This is a genomic window from Halalkaliarchaeum sp. AArc-CO (assembly GCF_024972735.1).
Taxonomy (GTDB): domain Archaea; phylum Halobacteriota; class Halobacteria; order Halobacteriales; family Haloferacaceae; genus Halalkaliarchaeum.
In genome coordinates this window covers 1,749,938-1,768,192 of sequence record NZ_CP087723.1, presented here as the reverse complement: position 1 = coordinate 1,768,192, position 18,255 = coordinate 1,749,938, and the positions used below count along the sequence as shown (strand labels likewise).

The following is an 18,255-nucleotide window of genomic DNA, read 5'->3' as shown; positions in this document are numbered from 1 at the left end:
GAGAAAACTTATGCCAAGTGCCCCTAAACGAATGTTTGGACGCCGGAAGGGCACGCGGGTAGGGGTACTTGCTGCCACTCCGGCGCACACGGTTACTCACCGAAAGCGGCGCGACCGATCCGTGAGAGCCATTAGCGTCCCGAACGAACCCCGGGTATGGAGTTCTCCGAGTGGGAGCCGGTGTACGAGGCAATCCTCGCGGACTTCGGGTTCGACAGGGCGGCCGACGAGCGGGCCCGGGACCTGGCCACCAGGTTCGCGACCCCCGTCGATTTCGACGCGCTGGCGACAGACGTGGGCGTCGCCGGAGGCGGTACAGCGGCAATTGTCGGCGCGGCCCCATCGCTTCCGGCCGAACTCGGCACCTTCGATCCGGAGACGGTCGACGCCGTGTTCGCCGCCTCGACTGCGGGTGACACACTCCGGGACGTGGACCTTCCGGTCGACTGTCTGGTGACAGACCTCGACAAAAATCCGGAGACTGCAGCGCGATTGACACGGGAGGGAACACGTGTCGCCGCCCACGCCCACGGGGACAACGTCGAGCTGATTCGACGATTTCTCCCGGAGTTCGACGCCGCCTCGACGCTCGTGACCACACAGGCCGAACCGGTCGACGCCGTGTACAATCCCGGTGGGTTTACAGACGGTGATCGCGCGGCCTTTCTAGCGGACGTGCTGGGGGCCGGGGAGCTCCGATTCGTCGGCTGGGAGTTCGACGACCCCGATGTCGGTCCGCAGAAAGCCAGAAAACTCCGGTGGGCGGAACGCTTGTTACGCTGGCTCGAACAGCGTCGGGACGAGCGGTTCACCGTGCTCGACGGTCGACGCAACAGTATCGAACCGGTACCGGACACGGGTGGCTAGTGGAATCACCAAAGAGTCGATAGATAGCCGACCCCGAGCGAGAAACCGAGCAGATACAGCAGTGCGACCAACACGTTACGCTTGATCGCGCCCGGGTAAAAGCCGGGGAGGATATAAATCGCGGGTCGTTCGAACCGCCGAGTGCGAGGACGTCGCCCGGCCCGGGACTCTTCTTTCGAACACCTATTCGGCGTCGGCATCGCCATCGCCTGTATCATCGTCCCCGTCGTCGGTGTCTGTCACCTCGCCGTCTCCGTCTGTGGTGTTGTCGTCGCTGCTATCATCGCTACTGTCGGCAGTGCCGTCGTCGGTGCTGTCCGTTTCATCGGATGCCGTTTCGGAGTGTGCATCCTCGCCGTCCTCGAACTCGGACGTCGAACCTTCAGTTCCGTCGCCACCGTCTTCGATTTCGGCGTCAGTCTCCTCGTCGCCGACATCGTCTTCGTTCTCGTCGACAGCGACGTCGTCCTCGGTAGCAGTGTCGTCCTCCTGGTCTCCTTCAGCGTCGCTTTCACGATCGGTCTGCGATTCTGATTCGTCGTCGTCGCCAGCACTGACTTCCTCGTCGTCGCCAGCATTGTCTTCTTGGGCGTCGCCGTCAGATTCGACACCATCTGGTTCGTCCTCGGAGTCGTTCTGGTCGCCTTCGATGTCAGAGCCATCCGTCTGCGGAGCTGACTCCTCTCGTTCATCGGTAGACGAAGGCTCATCCGTCCCCGTCTCGGCGGTGTCGGATCCGGCCAGTTCGGATGCATCGGAAGCAGTCGGTCCCGTTCCTGGAGCGTCAGCTCCGGGGTCGTTCGCGTTCGATCCGTTCGAATCGCTTGCCGTTTCGTTACTCGTGGTTGTTTCGACGGTTTCGACCGTCTGGAACGTCTCGTTCGTCGAGAACGTTCCCTCTATCCTCTCCTCTGCGTTGAAGAACGCGGCCGTGTAGAACCCGCCGCTCGCGGCGACCGCGAACACCAGACCCACCACGGCCACGATCGACAACAGTTCTCTAGTTGTCATCGTCTTTCACCTCCCCGTCAACCGCGGATCCGTCCGCGGCGGGGACCGCCGATTCCATCGCCGGAACCCACTCGGATTCCGGCTCGTCGTCCCTCACAGTTGTGCCACCGTCGAACCCGATTGCGATGTCCGAATCCGGCGATTCCTCGTCACCGAGATCCGAGTTCGCGGTCACGTCTACAGATTCGGACGTCCCCCGCGCGTCACGGCGAATCCAGACGGGAAGCAGCGTCGCCGTGACCGCCAGGAGCGTCATTCCCGAGGCGATCGCGACAGTAACCGATAGCGTCGTCTGCAAATTGTAGGCGACGTAGGCGCTGTACGGTGTAAACACCGCCAGCGCGAGGAATGCCCCTTCGAACGTCCGAAGCGTCATGACGAACGGGGCGTTCGCGGCCGTATCCGCCTCCGCCATTTGCGTGTTCGCCGATTGCGTGTTCGTCGTCCCAATTCCCTCCGTTTCGCTTTCGGAATCCACCCCAGCACCGTCGGTGCCCTCCGCGGCGTGAGATGACGCCGAGTCCGGCACGCTCTCGTCGTCCGCATCGAGGTCGGGGGGATTCGACGCCTTGCTCCGGCGGTAGAACGTCCAGGCTTCGTTTAACGCGAGCAGACCAAACGGGACGACGATCAGGGCGACGAAGCCGTATTCGGAGTTGGCAAACTGGATGACGTACCCGATGTACGGGATCGTCACGGCGACGACGCCCAGGACGTTCTCGGCGGAAACGACTCCGGCGTCGACGGCGTCGTTGGCGTCGCCTTTCGTCTCGAAGGCGATGCCGTCTCCGGAATTTATTACCCCGACGACCCGGTGGGTCACCGGAACCTCGGTGTTCCCGCGCAGGAAGGTGATCACGTCACCCTCCTGGATCGTGGCCGGATCGCGTTCAGCCACGATCACCGCGTCGCCGGGCGCGATCGCCGGTGTCATGCTCGCGGTCAACACCACGAAGCTGTGGTCGGCACCGACGGTCTGGGGAACCGCGTACACGACGAACGGCGCTACGACAGCGATCAACAGGAGCACCCCGAGGATGCTTGCGACCCGCCGAGCGGTCACGTTCATGCCCCACCTCCACAGAACGGGAAGCCGAACGGATCGTGTGCGGCCAAGAGTCCGAAGTCGCTGGCGTCGTCCTCGAGATCGCCGGAATCCCCGGAATCGACGACCGACAGCGGGCCGGGATCACACCGGATCTCCACTTCCCGCTCGTCGTCGTCGACGTGGAGGTACAGCGTGTTTTCGAACGTGGATCCGCTGGACGAGCTTCCGTCCCGGCCGCTGGCCTCGAGGAAGAACTTGTCCCCCTCGGAGAGCCGTCCCTCGAACAGCAGTCCCTGAAGTCCGCTGTTTGGACCTTGCCTACCCTGTTTCCGGTAGTACGCCCGCACGTCGGCCTCCTCGCCGGTGTACTGGACCAGCAGGCCGCCGACGTCGCTGCTGTCGGTACAGTCGACACATTCGAGGTCGTGACACAGCTGGACGCCGTCTGCGTTTCTCGCGCCGACAAGGCGGAAGTCGCCGACCCTGATTCCGGGGGCGACCGGGTCCGAACAGCTCGTGTGGAGCTGGGCGTTCTTCTCGCCGTCGACGTAGAACGCGGCTTCTGGCTGGCCGGACGTGGGGAGCGGAACGGTGAACTGCGTGCTAGGCGACAGCCCGATTGATTCTGAACCGTCCGTCGGGTACAGCTGCTCGACCGCCTCCACGTTCCCACTCGGGACGTACACCGCTACCTGGGCCGACGCCGTGCCGACGTATTCCATCGTGAGTTCCGAGAGCCTGCTCGTGCAGGGTTCACACGCGTTCGGACACGGCGCGCGGTCGGCGAAGGGATTTTGCGCCGACTCCTCGGGCACGTGCCGGCACTGATCGGCGTGCAGCTGGAACATCAGGTCCGTCGTCTCGCCGGCAAGCGATTCCGTGTCCTCGTACGGGAACGACCACCGGAGGACGAGCTCGATTGCCCTGCGATCCGACGGATCGAGACACCCCTCGCCGATCCGGAGCCCGTCGTGGAGTTCCCGCTTTAGCTGGGAGAGGGTCCACGTCCCCCGCTCGGGGATCTGTGGGACGCCGTTCCAGTTTCGCGGCTGTATCCACACCCGGAGCGACTCCCCGAGGGGATCGTACGACGGCGGGCAGTCGGTCGCGAGCCAGAGCCTGGCGGGGTTGTCTTCGGCCCGCAGTTCGATGGACACCGAACCGGTGTCTCCGGGTTCGATTCCGTCGAATCCGAAGGCGAGCCTCCCGTCCGGGGAGACCGAACAGTGATTCCCGTCACAGTCGAGTTCGACGCCGATGCCGACGCCACCGGTTTCGAGCCGTCCCGAGACGCGCTGCTCGCCGGTGAGCAACGCGTGGGTTCCCGCGCCCGTGAACGCCCCGGCGATGCCGATCGCCCCGACGCTGGCGAGGATCTGTCGCCGACTCAGCCCGGCGAGGCGTTCGGCCTCCGAGCGACGTTCGTCTGTCATGCCTGCACCTCGGTTTCGACCGCGAACGGATTGTTCGGATCATCCGCGGCGACCGCCCGGAACTCCACGTCGAACGCGACCGCGGCTCCCTGGAGATCGTTGGCGTTCTCCAGGTTGGTCGGGAACGCCCACGCCAGCGCCAGACAGAGTCGGTCGCCCTCCTCGAGGACACTGTTGTTCAACACACCCGGGTTCAGTTCGAGACCCTCCGAAACGGACCCGTCGACGCCGTTCGCGGTTGGCATCTCGGCCAGGACGCCCTCGGCGATCGGCTCGCCGAAAGAGCCCTCCTCGGCCCCCTGGCAGCCGAACAGTCCGAAAATTCCGGTGTCGTACCACAGTTCGGTTTCGATGGCGTTCGCCAGAGGGTTTTCCGCGAGCGGGGGACAGCCGTCCCCACCGTCGTTTGCGTCACACGTGGCCGAAATCCGGAGCCAGACCCGTGCGTCGGCCTCCTCCGCCAGGAGACCGATACTCGCCGTGCCGGTGTCGCCCGGAAGCACGTTGTCGACGTGGATGACCGGGCCGTCGACGTCGGCGACGTAGCCGTCCTCGGTGTCGTAATCCCACGTCTCCTCGGAATTGGTCGTCGTGGTCGGGGTGCCGGTGAGAAGGTGGCCGTTGTACGTGCTGTACCAGGACACCCGGATCCGGGGTCCCTCGGCGTCGCTGATGGCGATCGGTCCGCGTCCGTTCTCCCGGGCTGTGCCGTCCGGCTGGGCGTACGTGTAGTGTGTATACGCACGCTGGCGGTTTACGGTGCGGAACTGGCCGTAGCCGATGCCGGCGACGCCGAGTCCGCCGATACCCGCGAGGAGCGTTCGGCGTTTCAGTTCGGTTTTCGATTGATTCGTCATGTGGTGTGATCCCCCAACGTTTTCGGCCCGATCGGACCGGAGCAGTCGGTCGCTTCTCCCCGTCTCTCGAACGGGGGTACTGTGAGTCGCGTACCGCTCGCGCGCGTGACACCGGTCACGCGTCGCGGACGGAGTCCGCGAGCACAGGTCCACCGACGGAGTCGAACCGTCGCGAAGCGCCGGCGTGGATTGGTTTTTTAGCTACGACTGATCGCCGTCGATATCACCGTCTCTTTCGTTGCCGTTGTCGCCGTTTTCGTCGTCGTTGCCGTTTTCTTCCGCGAACGGGTTCACGGGGTCAGGGTTGTGGCGGCACTGTTCGGTGTAGAACGACAGATCGAACGACACCGAATCGCCCTGCACCTCGTTGCCGACATTAGTCGGGAGGCACCACTCGAAGCCGATGAACCGGGTGTTCGACGGCTGGAAGCAGAGCCCACCGTTCTCCTCGACCGGGATGTCGCCGTTCCCGTTGTCTACGTCACAGTAGAAGAACCGGAAGTTGCTGATCCCGTACGGCTGGTTGTTGTTCGGGTTGATCTCCGTGTTGACTGTACCCTCGTAGGCACACGGGTAGACCGTCGGGAGACCTTCGCCGGGTGCGATCCCGTCGGGCCCGCCCTTCAGTGTCACCTGACAGATCGGGACGTTACTGGACCACGAGAAGCCGGTCGGCTCGTCGTCCTTGTAAAACACCTCTTCGATGGTGATGACGATGGTTTCTCCGTCGACATCGTAGGTGAATTCGTCACCCTCCGCGAGGTTTGCGATGACGTCGTCGTCTTCTTTCGGAAGTGCAATACAGTCTCCCTCGAGGTCGCCAGGTTCGATTTCCTCCTCTGACTCCCCGATGACGACTGGGTCGTACTGGAGTAGAAGCCCCTCGTTCAGTTCCTCGAGCACTTCACGGAGCGAGCCTGCGGCGATCTGAGGTTCATCTTCCTGGAACACGTTGTCGCCGTCGTCGTACCACGCGCGGGCGACGATCTTGTCGGCGAGTTCGGCACCGCCACTTTCCGCGTGTCCGCCGTCCGACTCGTCGGTCAACACGCCGTGGAGCCAGATGTAGCCCGGGTTGTCACACAGTTTGGTACCGAAGGTGATCTCACCGCAGTCACCCGGCTTGACGTCGTCGAGTTCGATGAGGCTCTCCTCGTTCGGAGCGAACGACGGCTCGTCGAAGGTCGCGATCTCCTCGCAGGCGAACTCGAGGTTCCGCCCCTCTTTTGCTGCCTGTTCGTGATCCTCGTAGCCGTCGAGGTCGACGTATTCGTGGACGCCGTCGTCCCGCTCGAACGACTGGAGCCCGTCGCCGTCGTGATCCGGGTACGCGTTGACGAACGGCCGCATCGCCGTGCCGTAATCTTGTGACCGGCTCGACTGCGGACCACCGTAGTAGAGCTGCTGCCAGGTGACGCTCAGTTCGAGCTGCCCGGCGGTGAGGGTGTTTCCCTCGAAGGTCTCCTCGTCGCTGAAGTACGCCGTCGTCCCGAAGCCGGCGCCCGCGGAGGCAACCCCGACCATGCCGAGGCCGGCGAGCACTTTGCGGCGGGAGATCCCCATCGCGTTCGTTTCGTAGTTGTTCGATTCGGTTGTCATGATGTGCTTCCCTCGTGGAGGGTTCCTCCCGGGGGATTCCCACCGGCGGAGTCGAACCGCCGTCCCGCGGCAGTGCCGCGGTTCGAGACCTTCGAGAGGAAGGGCTCGGTGCCGACGTGGGTTGTCGCCTGTAGATACCCCTTTTAAGGGGATATGTATGAGTCGCGTACCGTTACGCGCCTCGCCGTCAGGGTGTTGCTACCGCGCTCGTCTCGCTTCGTTTTCGAGGACGCCAGACGCCCGTTCCGGGCGTTCTGGAGCGGTATGGGGTGCCTGCCTTCCAAATTTTACTTGAAATGGGCGATCAGGCGTACGGATTCTGCGGGTCGTCGTTGTGGCGGCACTGTTCCGCGAAGAACGAGATGTCGAACTCCACGGAGTCCGTCTGGACCTCGTTGCCGACGTCGGTCGGGAGCCACCACTCGAAGCCGACACAGCGGGTGAGCAACGGCGGGAAGCAGTCCTGTCCCTCCGTGAACTGGTTGGCATCGAGCGCGTAGCCCTCCTCCAGTGTGGCCATGACCTCCCGAAGCGATCCTTCCGCGATTACCTTCTCGCCGAACACCACCTGGGCGATCTGGGCGAAGATTGCGACGAGATCGACATCTGCTGGCGATTCGAAGAACAGCTTGTTGCCGTCGTCCCCGTCGCCGGGTGAGGCGATCTCGACGAGTGTCGTCCGTGCGAGACCGGTTCCCGGAACCTCCTCGAGTCCGAATCCAATCGTGATGATGAGGTAGTCGGTTTGATTTTTGATTTCGTCGGCTACTGCGATCGTGTCATTTGCAGCAACGGTGTCGTTCACGTCGGCCATCGCATCCAGCTTGTCATCACGATCCCATCCTTGCCACTCGCTGTAACTCGGGAATCCACTTTCGGGGCTGCCGTCAACCTGTTCAGATTCGTAAGACCACGTTGGTGCGCCGTCGCCGAGAACGATTATCACGGGACGTCTGTCGGCTGTCCCCTGGGTATCGAGCATGTACCGTCCGCCGTACAGCCCGGCGCCGATGTTCGTGCCGGAGATACCGAACGGCGCGTCCGGCGGATCGTCCTGACCGACTTCATACGATTCCAGGTCTTCCAGGGCGTCTACGAGAGTATTGACGTCGGACGCGTCTGTGAGCCCGAACTCCTCTTCGTCGATACCGCCGAACGTCACGACGCCAAGCCGGTCGTCGAGACCGGTTCCACCGACGTCCTCGCGAAGGTTATTTGCGAGCGCGATCGCCGCCTTTCTCGCCTCGGCGATTCGAGATCCGTCACCCTGGCCGATGACGTTGTCCGGATTGCCGATCTCGTAGGTCATCGAACCGGAGACGTCGATGACGAGCGAGATGTCGACTGGCTCTCCATCCCCGCCTTCGTCGAAGATGTTGTTACAGTTGTCGTCGTACCAGACCCGTGCCTCGATCGCGTCGGCGAGCTGGCCACCCCAGTCGCCGTCGACGTTGTAATAACGGGCATCGTCCTCTGCCCACGAGGCGAAGTCTTCGGGGTCGTCGCTAGTGGTTTCTTCGTATCCGAGATCGTCGAGCGTCGCCTGTTCTGGTTCGTTGACGCCGTTGTTGGCGTTGCGGCGGAGGCCGCCGCCCATCCACATGTACGCCGGGTTGTCGAAGAGGTGGAAGCTGATCGTGGCTTCGCCGTAGTCGCCTGGCTTTACGTCTTCGAGTTTGAACAGCGGGAAGCCGGCGTCGGTCAGTTCCTCGCGCTCGAAGCCAGTGATGTTGCCGTTTTCGCCAACACCCACGTTGGCTGCCTCGACCCAGCCCTCCGGGCCAGGGTAGTCCGGGCGACGCGGCACCTGATCGAGCACGTAATTTCCGGACCCCTCAGGGTATTCCTTCACCTTGACATCTGGATTGTAGTTCGGATCATCGTCGTACAGTGTCTGGAGCTCCTCGAGACGACCGGGCCCACCGTTGTAGGTGATCCGGTAATCCATCAGGAGATCCAGCTCTCCCGCAGTGAGCGTGTTCCCGTCGAACGACTCCTCGTCGCTGAAGTAGGCTGTCGTCCCGAGCCCCGCGCCAGCGCTTGCGACACCGACCATGCCGAGGCCGGCGAGCACTTTGCGGCGCGAGAGTCCGAATGATTGGTTGTCTTGCGTCATGATTGTCTCCCCATCCGGGGAAGTCCCACCGGCGGAGTCGAACCGCCTCGTCGGCCACCCCCGAAGGGGTCCGAATGGGATGAGCGGGGTCGCCGCTCGTCGGTTGTCTTCTCAGACGTCGATGCGGAACCCGATGTCCTCTCGACCCGGTGTGGCGTTCCAGGACATGGTCACCAAGCCGGAGACGACGTCGCCCTCCTGGAGCGTCGCGCCTTCGAGCATCAGGTAGTTCGTCGCCGAGCTGCCCGACGCGGAGACGGAATCGGCGCCGGTCGGGCTCGACCCGTTCAGCGTGACGTCCTCGACTGTGATGCTTGCGTCCGCATCGCGCGTCTTGACCGTCACACCGACGCCATCCGCGACTGGGAGCGGTGCGTCCTCGACCATGACTTCGTTACCACCGACGGTCCACTTCGCGTCGCCGCCGTCGATAGTGAGCGAGAACGGAACTGCCTCGCCGTTGGGCCACGCGTAGTTCTCGTCGCCGGTGTGGATCGGGTCGTCGCCGGGATCTCGAATGTCGAGTTCGCGGTTCGCGGCGCCACCGCCGTCACCGAAGATACCGCGGGCGTGCCAGCTGGGGTTTTCGAGTTCTCCTTCGGCCTTGCCCCAGCCTTCGCCTTCGCGGGTCGTAACGCAGGGGTTCGTCAGGCCGTCGTTGTGGCGGCACTGTTCCGCGTAGAACGTGAGGTCGAATTCCATCGAGGCCGCCTGGGCGTCGTTGTTGTCCAACTCTGCATCGGGATCCCGGGACCGGATTGGGAATTCCCAGTCCAGACAGAGGCACGTTTCCTGGAAATCCTCGAGACTCTCGGAGCCGTCGAAGCAGGCACGGTCTTCGATTGGCACCTCGCCGTCGCCGTTTGCATCGAGGGGAACGCCGTTCCGGAGCGCCGAAAGCACATCCCGGAACGAACCGTCGACGATAACGTCACCGTCGACAACTTCGCCTGGGGCACCGTTTGGTTCACTGTCTTCCACCGGACAGTAGCGAAGAGTTGCAGTGAGGTAGTCCGCGAGCTGGCCACCGCCGGTTCCCGCCACTTCGCCGGTGAGCATCCCACATCCCCACAGGTACGCCGGGTTGTCGACCACCGAGAAGCAGAACTTCTTGCGGCCGCTGTCGCCGGGCTTGACGTCGTCGAGTTCGAAGCTGTGTTCGACCTCGCTTTCGCCCTCGCCTGCGATACCTTCCATCAGGTACTCGCCGAGGTATTCGCCCTGATCCGCGTACGCGTGGTAGTTGACGTACAGGGTGAGTTCACCTGCGGTGAGGGTGTTGCCGAGGAAGCTCTCCTCGTCGCTGAAATACGCCGTGGTGCCGAGCCCCGCGCCTGCCGAGGCGACGCCGACGGCTCCGAGACCGACCAGTACTTTCCGTCGAGACAGACCGATGTTGTCGTCTTGCATTTGTATCATCCCCGTACGGGGAACTCCCACCGGCGGCGTCGAACCGCCTCGTCGGCCACCCTTTTGAGGGCTCGAGTGGGGAGAGCGGCGTGGCCGCTCGTGGTCAGTTATCTATGCGGAGCCGTTCACTTCGGGAGCGAATGGGTTGGTTTCGCCGTCGTTGTGGCGGCACTGTTCGGCGGCAAAGCCGATCGCGAACTCGACGGAGTCCGTCTGGACCTCGTTTCCGACGTCGGTGGGCAGTTCCCACTCGAAGCCGAAACAGCGGGTCACGGAGTTAGTGAAGCAGACGCGATCTTCCTCTTGGAGGTTGGCGTCCAGTGGAATGCCTCCTTCAAGTGCCTTCATCACTTCCCGAAGTGTGCCCTCGACGATCACGGCCTCGCCGGTGAGTACGACCGCAGCGATCTGTGCGTAGATCTCGTCCAGATCATCACCCGTCGGTGAGTCGTAGTAGAGCGTGGTGCCGTTGCTGCCGCTTGCCATCTGGATGAGCGTGTTCTGTGCAGTCCCGCTGACTGCCAACCCGATGGTGATGACGGTGATTCCATCGTCTTTGGCGTCCTGGGCGGCTGCGATCGCGTTCTGTACAGCATCGCTATCCTGCCCTCGCGACGAGCGGTTCGGTTCGCCGTCCCCCAGCAGGATGATCACTCGGTCGACACCGCGATCCTTGTCGTCTAATTCCTGCTTGGCGACGTCGACGCCGCCGTCCATCTGTGTCCAGCCGCCTACTCCGAGTCCCTGGACTGTGGTATCGACGTCACCGTGGTCGAAGGTCAACTCCTCGTCGAGACGGGAGTTGGTGTCGAACGTTGCGAGCCCGACGCGGTCGTCGGCGCCGAGATTCTGGATGAACTGACTGGCCGCGTTTCTCGCGTTTACGATCCGGCTACCACTCATCGAACCAGAGGTGTCGATGACGAGCATCACGTCGACGCCCTCTCCTTCCTCTTCACCTCTCTCCTGGTGGATATTGTCACAGTTGTCGTCGTACCAGATCTTCGCCTCGATGGCGTCCGCGAGCTGGCCCTCTCCGTCCGGGTCGTCCGTGGGGATCCCCATCTCTTCGAGCGCCTCGATCTCAGGACCAGTGTAACCGTTCTGGTGGTTGCCGGTCAACGCCCCACCGATCCACATGTATCCGGGGTTGTCGTACAGGTGGGTGCTGAAGGTGACTTCACCGTAGTCGCCGGGCTTGACGTCGCCGATTCGAATGAGTGCCTCCTCGAGATCATCCGCGTCGATGAGCTCATCTCGTTGGAAGCCCTCGCCCTCTCCGGTTTCGGGGTCGAAGATGCCGTTCGCGCCGCGGACCCAGTCCCCCGCACCCGGGTAGTTGTCCAGGCCAGGGACCTGATCGAGGAGATACACGCCGGTGTCCTCGTCGGTCGGCTCCATGTCCTCGTCCACGAACGTCGCGTTCGGGTAGTTCTGCTGGAGCTCCTCGAGACGGCCGTGACCGCCACGGTACGTCATCCGGTAGTCCATCTTGAGGTCGAACTCGCCAGCAGTGAGCGTGTTCCCCTCGAAGCTCTCCTCGTCGCTGAAGTACGCAGTCGTTCCCAGGCCCGCGCCCGCGCTCGCGACCCCGACCATGCCGAGGCCGGCGAGCACTTTGCGGCGCGAGAGTCCGAATTCTTTGTCCGTCATTGGTTTTTCTCCCCGGTACATCGCCACCCGTGATGGCCCTGTGCCGGTACGACTGATACTGTCCCCCCTATGGGGATAGTTACGAGCACCCACGCCACCGGCTAATAATCGCCCAGAATCGTCTAACGGCCGAATAGACCCGTCTACGGAGTGCTTAGACGCACCGGATCGACGTCCCTACCGCCCGGATGGGCGGTCCTACCGTCCGGATCGGCGGACCTACCAACCGGTTTGACGTTCCTACTTTCACCATCGATTGTCGGTGATAATTTGTTCGAACGCAATCACGCCGGTAGTCGGTCCATGTCTATACCCTCGTCCGACGAACTCTCGTCTAGAACACCGGCGGCCTCTGGTGGTGAGCTATCAATGCAGCTACGCACAACCGATCTTCCGGAAAGTCAGATTCACGCGATCCTCTCGAACCCCCGGCGCACGCGGGCGCTGCGACACCTGTATCTCGCGGGCGGGTCGATCACGGTCAACGAACTCTCGCATTTGATCGCCGAACACGAAACCGGGGAGTCGCCACCCCCGAAGAACGTCAGAGAAAGCGTCTACATCTCGCTTCACCAGACGCACCTCCCGAAGCTCCACGACCTCGAGGTCGTCGAGTACGACCGCGAGACGAAGGAGATTCACCTCAAACAGAACGCCCGCAACGTCGACCTGTACATGGAGGTCGTCACGCGCCACGGGATCACCTGGTCGGAGTTCTATCAGGGACTCGGGATCCTTTCGCTTTTGACCATCCTCGCGAGTCTGCTTTCGGTTCCGGGACTCTCCGCGATCGATCCGCTCTTGCTCACCAGTGGCTTCCTGGCACTGTTCGCTGTCGTGACGCTGTACCAGCTGTGGACTAATCGGTGGTTCTACCTCTCGACGACTGGCTGAGCGATCCTTCGTCGGCTGCTTCTAGGCGAATCTCGCGTGGTTCCGACGCCGTTTTTGAGCGACTGGTGGCCGGTGTCAACAGTCGGGATTGTGAATGTACCCGATTTCGAGCTCCGGAAGCCGTTCTGCTTCCCGCGTGAATATTCGGACCGTTAGCGAGTCGCCGCGGTCCGCGAGGGATGCCGTTCGCCAGTCTGCGTCGTCACGTCTGACCCGAAGTGAGAACTCCCCCTCCCGTGACTCGAGCTCCGATCCGAGGACGTACACTTCCTTTTCGTATCCCTCTGTGGGAGGTCCGAGTACGTGCTTCTCGTCGTACACGACTTTTTCGCCGTCGAGGAGTTGCAGTTCGACGGTGTGAACGGAGTCAGTGTGGTTGTGGACGCTGAGTTCACAGAGTCGGACGGTATCTTCGCGAAGGCCCAGACATCCCGACAGGAGGGCGACCCCGGTGCCGGCAAGGACGGCGCGACGGTTCATGTCCAGAGTTCTGTGTTGCCGGGGATAAAAACGGTCCGCGAATCCGCGTCGAGTCGTCCCCCTAACTTTCAACCGCGTCCGTCGGTCGCACGTGAGAAAAGATTCAAACGGCTCGTCCGGAAACCTCCAGGCGATGAAACGACCCGCGCCGTCCGAGTGGAAGGACCGCGACAGCTACCGCAAGCAGATCCTCGCGACTGAGGAGGAGATCGGCTTCGACGGGAACCTCCTGCAGGTGGTCGAGATCCCGCCCGGCGAACACGTCGAGCCACACTACCACCGTGAAACCGAGGAGGTGTTTTACGTCCTCCAATCCGGCGGGACGCTCGTGATCGACGACACGGAGATCGAACCCGAGGAGGGCGAGGTGATCATCTGCGAACCGGGGGACGTCCACGAGGTCACAAACGAGTCGGATCGGCCGTTCCGAATCCTCGTGTTCAAGGTAAATCTGACCGAGGACGACACAGTCTGGGCGTAGTCGGACGTTCGGAACACTGTCGCTGGTGACTCGGGGGTCGAATGCTGACCCATTTATATTTCTCCCCCCAAAGACACACAGACATGGACTACAGCTACTCCGGGGACGCACACCGGCGACTCGTGGAGTCCTACGAGGCGGACGAGAGCCCGTTTCCGACGTGTGACTCGCCCGGGTTCCCGCGCCGGGATCACCTCCGGGACGAGGTCGTCCTTTTGAAGAAGCTGGTGTTCCCGCGGTGCTGGAACGCCGGGTCGCTCACCGACGACGAGGAGGCCACCCGCGCTGCGCTTACGGAACTCGGCTCGATCTGCTGTTCGGGGATCAGTCCGTACGTGACGGACGAACTCTCCCACAGTTCGGGGAACCCCGACGCGATCGCCGATGCGGTGCTCGACCGACTGCCCGAGATCCGGGAGGCGGTGAAAAAGGACGTCGAGGCTGCCTACAAAGGGGACCCTGCCGCGAAGAGCTACCTCGAGGTCGTCCGGTCGTATCCGGGGGTCCACGCCGCCCTGGTGTACCGGTTCGGACACGTCCTCTACGAGGAGGGCTCCCCCGAGTACGCCCGAGAGCTGACCGAGTACGCCAAGACCGAAACCGGGATCGACATCCATCCCGGTGCGGAAATCGGCGAGTACTTCTTCGTCGACCACGGCACCGGCGTCGTGATCGGCGAAACCGCCACTGTGGGCGACTGGGTCCGGCTCTATCAGAACGTCACGCTGGGTGCGCTCCACTTCGAGGAGGAAGAAAGCGAAGAGCACATGCTGAAGAAAGGGTACAAGCGACACCCGGACATCGGGAGCCACGTCGTGATCGGCGCCGGGACGAACGTACTCGGGCCCGTCACGGTCGGCGATCACGTGAGCATCGGCGCGAACTCCTGGATCACCGAAGACATTCCGGACCACACCAAAGTTATCGTCGCGGAGCACCCGAAACAGGTCAGAAAACACCGGGAGTGACGTTGTCGTCCGGAACTACTGCTCGGCGTCGACGGGTTCGGCGGCCGGCTGTTCGTACTTCTCGCGGAACTCGTCGATGAGCTGCCCCATCTTGGCGTACCAGTCGTTCAACATCCGCTGCATGTCGTCGGCGATCTCCTCGCCGTCGACCGGGCGATAGACGAAGTAGTAGCCGCCCTGGTCGTAGTTTTTCTGTTCTTTCTGGACGAATCCGGCCTGCAAGAGCCGTTTTACCGAACGGTACGCGGTGGATCGCTCGCGGTCGACCTCCGCGGCCACCTCGTCGACGGTCATCGGCTCGTCGCTCTCGACGAGTACCCGAAAGCAGTTCCTGTCCAACTCCGTCAGACCGTGAAAGCAGTCGAGAACTCCCTCACACTCCATGTCCCGACGGAGCATCTCGCTGAGTGATTCCGGCATACCCGGCGATAGGCGACCCTCCGTCAAAACACTTGTGCACGGTCGAAACAAGAGCGCTGCGCCGGAGCGTACGTTCGAAGGCAGAGGTGTCGCTTCACCGCAGTCGGTACATGCCGTAAAGCAGCGCGACGAGTGCGCCCCAGAAAACCACGGCCGCAACTGCGAGTCCGGACACCGAAAGGAACGCCGGGGCCGGGACCGAAAGCGCCACGACTAAAATCACCAGCAGTACGGCCACGATCGCCAGTACGGCGCCGATTACCTGTATCAGCGCTTCGGGATCGCCGAACACTGACGGTTTCGTCTGCGTGCTCATATATAGAGTTCTCATCTACACCCAAAAAGACCCGTCGTCTTTTCTTGCCGCACGGTAACTCCCAGCTTTTTGCCGCACGGTAACTCAGACGCCCCGATCGCCGACGACCCACTTGTGGGAGTACGACTCGCCGCAGGAACACCGGGCGTACGCGTGGATCACGTCCCCTTCCGCGTACAGGCCGCCGACCTCCTCGTTTTTCTCTTCTGCGAACGCGAACACGAACTCGGGTTCGTGGTCGGCTTCGGTTCCCTCCGTCCCGTCGGCTACCGGACAGACGCCGGCGTCGAGCCGCGGGGCGATCGTCCCCTCCGTTCCCATCGCCTCCTTTGCGAACGCCATCGCGTCCATGCCGGTCCCGGCGGAAAACGCTTGCCTGCCCTTTTCACCGGCCACCACGATCACGACGCCGCCGTCGACGCTCTCGCCGAGCTCTGTGAGGCGATCCGAACCCGCGAGGTGGGCGTCGCTGACGAAGATCGCGACGTCGTCGAGTCGCTTCCCGGCGAGGAACGCATCGAGCTTGCTCATATCCGAGCGAGACGCCGACGACTTAATTTGACTTCGATAAGCGTTCGTCTCCGGGATCGCCCTCTCGCGGGATGAACCGATCCAGTCCCGCCTGCTTACGGACCGCTCCCGGTGGGTCGGCGATCCACGGTGAGCGGTCCGCCCTGACTTCGGTCGGATCACACGTCGGTCGACTCCCGGGAGTGAACGACGGACAGTCCGTTCCACAGTCCGTTCCCGGGTCGACGACGTGCCCGAACTGACCGCAGTATGGCCGACAGTCCCCGGTCGCGTCGGCGTGTGCACACGCGGGATACGCTTCCAGTGACGGCCGCCACCCTTTCCCGTAGGCGCGTTCGGCGATCGTGAGCCGTTTTCGTCGCTTCTCTCCCGGGGCGACGACCGCGACGTCGGTCCGGAGGGGATGCCGGTCTGTGGGCTCGATTCCGGGGTCGTCGACGGGCAATCGCGACGGTTCTCGCACGACAGTTCGTTCCCCCGTCTCCGGGTCGAACTGCCAGACGCCGACCGGTTCTGGGAGCCTGTTGAGGTGGGCACGGGTGACGTAGGAGGCGGTCGCCAGCACGACCTCGTCGAACAGTCCCAGCGCCACGTCGTGTGTGATCTGATCGTCGAGATCGCCGGGCGACCCGAGATCCGGCTTGTTTTCGATCGCCGTCAACCGATCGTACCAGTCGTCCGGATATCTCGCGGTCGCTCGCACCCAGTCCTTGCCGTCTCGGCGTTCGAGCTGAAAGTAGCCGGCCTCGACCGCCGTTTCGACGATTCGGCGGCCGCGGGAGGTCCCCTCGAACACGTTCCGTCGCGGTACTGCCTGTCCCGCCCCGACGTCGCTTTCGATCGCCCGCGTCGGGATCGCTTTCGGGGACAGCCGAGCCCGCTTTTCGAACGCAGTTCCCGGCTGCAGGACGACGACGTCGACGATCCGTGCGCCCGGTTCGGCGACCGCCCCGCCGAGCTGTCTGGCGACGATCGCCCCGGTTTCGGACTCCAGGTACGAACACAATGCGAGCTCGAACCGGAACTCGTCCATCGTCGGAGTTCAGGGGTTGCGCACGCATAAACCGGTCGGCGCGTCCCAGGACGTCGACGGTCTGCCGACGGTAGCAACGTGCGACGAAACCCGTATCCCCGGCGAACCCGTATCCCAGTCATGCGCTCGGTCACCCGGAACGCCGTTCTGCTCGTCGGGGTCGTTCTCGTCGGACTGCTCGCGCTCGGCGCACTACCGGGCTATCTCGGAAGCGGCGATCCGTACTATCTGGTTCTCGAAGAAACTGACGACGATGGAACCGCTGTCGACGTGAGCGACGTCTCGGAACGGCGATACCCGTATCTAACGGGGGCTTTGGCGAGTGACGATCTGCGGTCGGACCCGTACCAGGAGGGCCCTTACGGACTCAAAGAGCACTTTACCCACACGCCGTTCGACGAGGTGAGCGCGCTCGCCCACCGCGTTCCAGCGGCTGAAGCGGCGGATGGTCGCGTGCGCATCGAGACGGACGACCGGCGATACTACGCGGAGGTAATTCGCGAATGACCGACGGGAACGACGAGCCCGAAACCCTCGACCGTCGGCGAGTCGAACTCCCGGGGGAGCCGGAGTGGCCCGTTCTCGAGTCGCGAATCGAGTACGAGACCGACTGGTTCCTCGGCGGCTACGACCTTGTCGAACAGCCGGACGGAACGCGGAAACGCTACTACTGGGCGGAGCTTCCCCCCGCGGTAGTCGTCGTCGCGAGGGCTGGCGACGAGCTGCTGTTTGTCGAACAGTACCGACCGACCATCCGCGAGACGCAACTGGAACTGCCCGCCGGTATCGTCGAGGAGGGGGAATCGTTTACCGGTGCGGCCATCCGGGAACTCGAGGAAGAAACCGGGTTCCGTCCGTCGTCGACGGCGGTTCTGGAGACGGTGTGGTGCTCTACAGGGCTGTTACGTCACCGACGGGCGTACGTATACGCGGACGGACTGGAACCGGGGGATCGTGAACTCGATTCGAACGAGTTTCTCGCTCCGCGGGCGCTCCCGATCGCAGAGGCGGTTCCGCGGGTGCGTGAGGGATCGACGAACGACGCCACGCTGGAAGGGCTGCTGCTCGCGGAGCGTGAAGGGGTTCTCGAGATCTGACTGGAACTGAAAACGGATCGTGGATAGCGCTGTCGGGAGCT

General features: G+C 63.1%; 19 protein-coding genes. 6 read left to right on the top strand and 13 right to left on the bottom strand.

What is annotated here, in order from left to right; translation table 11 throughout:
- Positions 1-156 precede the first annotated feature (156 nt).
- On the top strand, positions 157-867 hold the full coding sequence (locus AArcCO_RS09460) for a 6-hydroxymethylpterin diphosphokinase MptE-like protein (protein ID WP_259533182.1): 711 nt from the start codon (positions 157-159) through the stop codon (positions 865-867).
- Between the two features lie 183 nt (positions 868-1,050).
- Here the strand turns inward: AArcCO_RS09460 and AArcCO_RS09455 are convergent, their stop codons facing one another.
- From AArcCO_RS09455 to AArcCO_RS09420, 8 genes are all read right to left on the bottom strand, one after another.
- Positions 1,051-1,878, bottom strand: a complete 828-nt coding sequence (locus tag AArcCO_RS09455) for a hypothetical protein (RefSeq protein WP_259533181.1) — start codon at positions 1,876-1,878, stop codon at positions 1,051-1,053.
- Entirely contained in the window at positions 1,868-2,947 is a 1,080-nt protein-coding gene (locus AArcCO_RS09450) for a signal peptidase I (RefSeq protein WP_259533180.1), read from the bottom strand. The genes AArcCO_RS09455 and AArcCO_RS09450 overlap by 11 nt, the downstream gene beginning before the upstream one ends.
- Complete coding sequence (locus AArcCO_RS09445) at positions 2,944-4,359, bottom strand: DUF7467 domain-containing protein (RefSeq protein WP_259533179.1); 1,416 nt, start codon at positions 4,357-4,359, stop codon at positions 2,944-2,946. The genes AArcCO_RS09450 and AArcCO_RS09445 overlap by 4 nt, the downstream gene beginning before the upstream one ends.
- Positions 4,356-5,216, bottom strand: a complete 861-nt coding sequence (locus AArcCO_RS09440; RefSeq protein ID WP_259533178.1) for a hypothetical protein — start codon at positions 5,214-5,216, stop codon at positions 4,356-4,358. Before AArcCO_RS09440 ends, AArcCO_RS09445 begins: the two co-directional genes overlap by 4 nt.
- Before the next feature lie 201 nt (positions 5,217-5,417).
- On the bottom strand, positions 5,418-6,815 hold the full coding sequence (locus AArcCO_RS09435) for a SipW-dependent-type signal peptide-containing protein (protein WP_259533177.1): 1,398 nt from the start codon (positions 6,813-6,815) through the stop codon (positions 5,418-5,420).
- Positions 6,816-7,119: 304 nt separating this feature from the next.
- A complete protein-coding gene (locus AArcCO_RS09430) occupies positions 7,120-8,931 on the bottom strand; it encodes a vWA domain-containing protein (protein ID WP_259533176.1) in 1,812 nt (603 codons plus the stop codon).
- Between the two features lie 111 nt (positions 8,932-9,042).
- Positions 9,043-10,341 (bottom strand): choice-of-anchor W domain-containing protein, encoded by a 1,299-nt coding sequence (locus tag AArcCO_RS09425; protein WP_259533175.1) that lies wholly within the window; start codon positions 10,339-10,341, stop codon positions 9,043-9,045.
- A gap of 111 nt (positions 10,342-10,452) precedes the next feature.
- Complete coding sequence (locus AArcCO_RS09420) at positions 10,453-11,994, bottom strand: vWA domain-containing protein (RefSeq protein WP_259533173.1); 1,542 nt, start codon at positions 11,992-11,994, stop codon at positions 10,453-10,455.
- A gap of 369 nt (positions 11,995-12,363) precedes the next feature.
- Between AArcCO_RS09420 and AArcCO_RS09415 the strand changes: the two genes are divergently transcribed.
- A complete protein-coding gene (locus AArcCO_RS09415) occupies positions 12,364-12,888 on the top strand; it encodes a DUF7344 domain-containing protein (protein WP_259533172.1) in 525 nt (174 codons plus the stop codon).
- A gap of 75 nt (positions 12,889-12,963) precedes the next feature.
- Here the strand turns inward: AArcCO_RS09415 and AArcCO_RS09410 are convergent, their stop codons facing one another.
- On the bottom strand, positions 12,964-13,368 hold the full coding sequence (locus AArcCO_RS09410) for a hypothetical protein (RefSeq protein ID WP_259533171.1): 405 nt from the start codon (positions 13,366-13,368) through the stop codon (positions 12,964-12,966).
- Between the two features lie 133 nt (positions 13,369-13,501).
- Here AArcCO_RS09410 and AArcCO_RS09405 point away from each other — a divergent pair, with 133 nt between their 5' ends.
- Positions 13,502-13,849, top strand: coding sequence for a cupin domain-containing protein (locus AArcCO_RS09405; protein ID WP_259533170.1), 348 nt, complete (start codon positions 13,502-13,504; stop codon positions 13,847-13,849).
- Between the two features lie 83 nt (positions 13,850-13,932).
- A complete protein-coding gene (gene epsC / locus AArcCO_RS09400) occupies positions 13,933-14,817 on the top strand; it encodes a serine O-acetyltransferase EpsC (RefSeq protein ID WP_259533169.1) in 885 nt (294 codons plus the stop codon).
- 15 nt (positions 14,818-14,832) lie between these two features.
- Here epsC and AArcCO_RS09395 read toward each other — a convergent pair whose 3' ends face one another.
- The 4 genes from AArcCO_RS09395 to AArcCO_RS09380 all read right to left on the bottom strand — a co-directional run bounded on the left by AArcCO_RS09395 (position 14,833) and on the right by AArcCO_RS09380 (position 17,117).
- Entirely contained in the window at positions 14,833-15,237 is a 405-nt protein-coding gene (locus tag AArcCO_RS09395; protein ID WP_259533168.1) for a helix-turn-helix domain-containing protein, read from the bottom strand.
- Between the two features lie 94 nt (positions 15,238-15,331).
- Positions 15,332-15,553, bottom strand: coding sequence for a hypothetical protein (locus AArcCO_RS09390; protein ID WP_259533167.1), 222 nt, complete (start codon positions 15,551-15,553; stop codon positions 15,332-15,334).
- A gap of 84 nt (positions 15,554-15,637) precedes the next feature.
- Positions 15,638-16,084, bottom strand: coding sequence for a DUF5807 family protein (locus AArcCO_RS09385; protein ID WP_259533166.1), 447 nt, complete (start codon positions 16,082-16,084; stop codon positions 15,638-15,640).
- 22 nt (positions 16,085-16,106) lie between these two features.
- On the bottom strand, positions 16,107-17,117 hold the full coding sequence (locus tag AArcCO_RS09380) for a DUF5787 family protein (protein ID WP_259533165.1): 1,011 nt from the start codon (positions 17,115-17,117) through the stop codon (positions 16,107-16,109).
- Between the two features lie 120 nt (positions 17,118-17,237).
- Here AArcCO_RS09380 and AArcCO_RS09375 point away from each other — a divergent pair, with 120 nt between their 5' ends.
- Both AArcCO_RS09375 and AArcCO_RS09370 read left to right on the top strand, forming a co-directional pair.
- Entirely contained in the window at positions 17,238-17,624 is a 387-nt protein-coding gene (locus tag AArcCO_RS09375) for a hypothetical protein (RefSeq protein ID WP_259533164.1), read from the top strand.
- Positions 17,621-18,214, top strand: a complete 594-nt coding sequence (locus AArcCO_RS09370) for an NUDIX hydrolase (RefSeq protein ID WP_259533163.1) — start codon at positions 17,621-17,623, stop codon at positions 18,212-18,214. The genes AArcCO_RS09375 and AArcCO_RS09370 overlap by 4 nt, the downstream gene beginning before the upstream one ends.
- Positions 18,215-18,255: the final 41 nt, after the last annotated feature.

What these genes read in the sequence shown, in the direction of transcription:
- AArcCO_RS09455 (WP_259533181.1), bottom strand. Translation starts at nt 1,878, where the DNA reads ATGACAACTAGAGAACTGTTGTCGATCGTGGCCGTGGTGGGTCTGGTG.
- AArcCO_RS09440 (WP_259533178.1), bottom strand. Translation starts at nt 5,216, where the DNA reads ATGACGAATCAATCGAAAACCGAACTGAAACGCCGAACGCTCCTCGCG.
- AArcCO_RS09420 (WP_259533173.1), bottom strand. Translation starts at nt 11,994, where the DNA reads ATGACGGACAAAGAATTCGGACTCTCGCGCCGCAAAGTGCTCGCCGGC.
- AArcCO_RS09370 (WP_259533163.1), top strand. Translation starts at nt 17,621, where the DNA reads ATGACCGACGGGAACGACGAGCCCGAAACCCTCGACCGTCGGCGAGTC.
- AArcCO_RS09410 (WP_259533171.1), bottom strand. Translation starts at nt 13,368, where the DNA reads ATGAACCGTCGCGCCGTCCTTGCCGGCACCGGGGTCGCCCTCCTGTCG.
- AArcCO_RS09430 (WP_259533176.1), bottom strand. Translation starts at nt 8,931, where the DNA reads ATGACGCAAGACAACCAATCATTCGGACTCTCGCGCCGCAAAGTGCTC.
- AArcCO_RS09375 (WP_259533164.1), top strand. Translation starts at nt 17,238, where the DNA reads ATGCGCTCGGTCACCCGGAACGCCGTTCTGCTCGTCGGGGTCGTTCTC.
- epsC (WP_259533169.1), top strand. Translation starts at nt 13,933, where the DNA reads ATGGACTACAGCTACTCCGGGGACGCACACCGGCGACTCGTGGAGTCC.
- AArcCO_RS09390 (WP_259533167.1), bottom strand. Translation starts at nt 15,553, where the DNA reads ATGAGCACGCAGACGAAACCGTCAGTGTTCGGCGATCCCGAAGCGCTG.
- AArcCO_RS09385 (WP_259533166.1), bottom strand. Translation starts at nt 16,084, where the DNA reads ATGAGCAAGCTCGATGCGTTCCTCGCCGGGAAGCGACTCGACGACGTC.
- AArcCO_RS09380 (WP_259533165.1), bottom strand. Translation starts at nt 17,117, where the DNA reads ATGGACGAGTTCCGGTTCGAGCTCGCATTGTGTTCGTACCTGGAGTCC.
- AArcCO_RS09445 (WP_259533179.1), bottom strand. Translation starts at nt 4,359, where the DNA reads ATGACAGACGAACGTCGCTCGGAGGCCGAACGCCTCGCCGGGCTGAGT.
- AArcCO_RS09450 (WP_259533180.1), bottom strand. Translation starts at nt 2,947, where the DNA reads ATGAACGTGACCGCTCGGCGGGTCGCAAGCATCCTCGGGGTGCTCCTG.
- AArcCO_RS09425 (WP_259533175.1), bottom strand. Translation starts at nt 10,341, where the DNA reads ATGCAAGACGACAACATCGGTCTGTCTCGACGGAAAGTACTGGTCGGT.
- AArcCO_RS09405 (WP_259533170.1), top strand. Translation starts at nt 13,502, where the DNA reads ATGAAACGACCCGCGCCGTCCGAGTGGAAGGACCGCGACAGCTACCGC.
- AArcCO_RS09395 (WP_259533168.1), bottom strand. Translation starts at nt 15,237, where the DNA reads ATGCCGGAATCACTCAGCGAGATGCTCCGTCGGGACATGGAGTGTGAG.
- AArcCO_RS09460 (WP_259533182.1), top strand. Translation starts at nt 157, where the DNA reads ATGGAGTTCTCCGAGTGGGAGCCGGTGTACGAGGCAATCCTCGCGGAC.
- AArcCO_RS09415 (WP_259533172.1), top strand. Translation starts at nt 12,364, where the DNA reads ATGCAGCTACGCACAACCGATCTTCCGGAAAGTCAGATTCACGCGATC.
- AArcCO_RS09435 (WP_259533177.1), bottom strand. Translation starts at nt 6,815, where the DNA reads ATGACAACCGAATCGAACAACTACGAAACGAACGCGATGGGGATCTCC.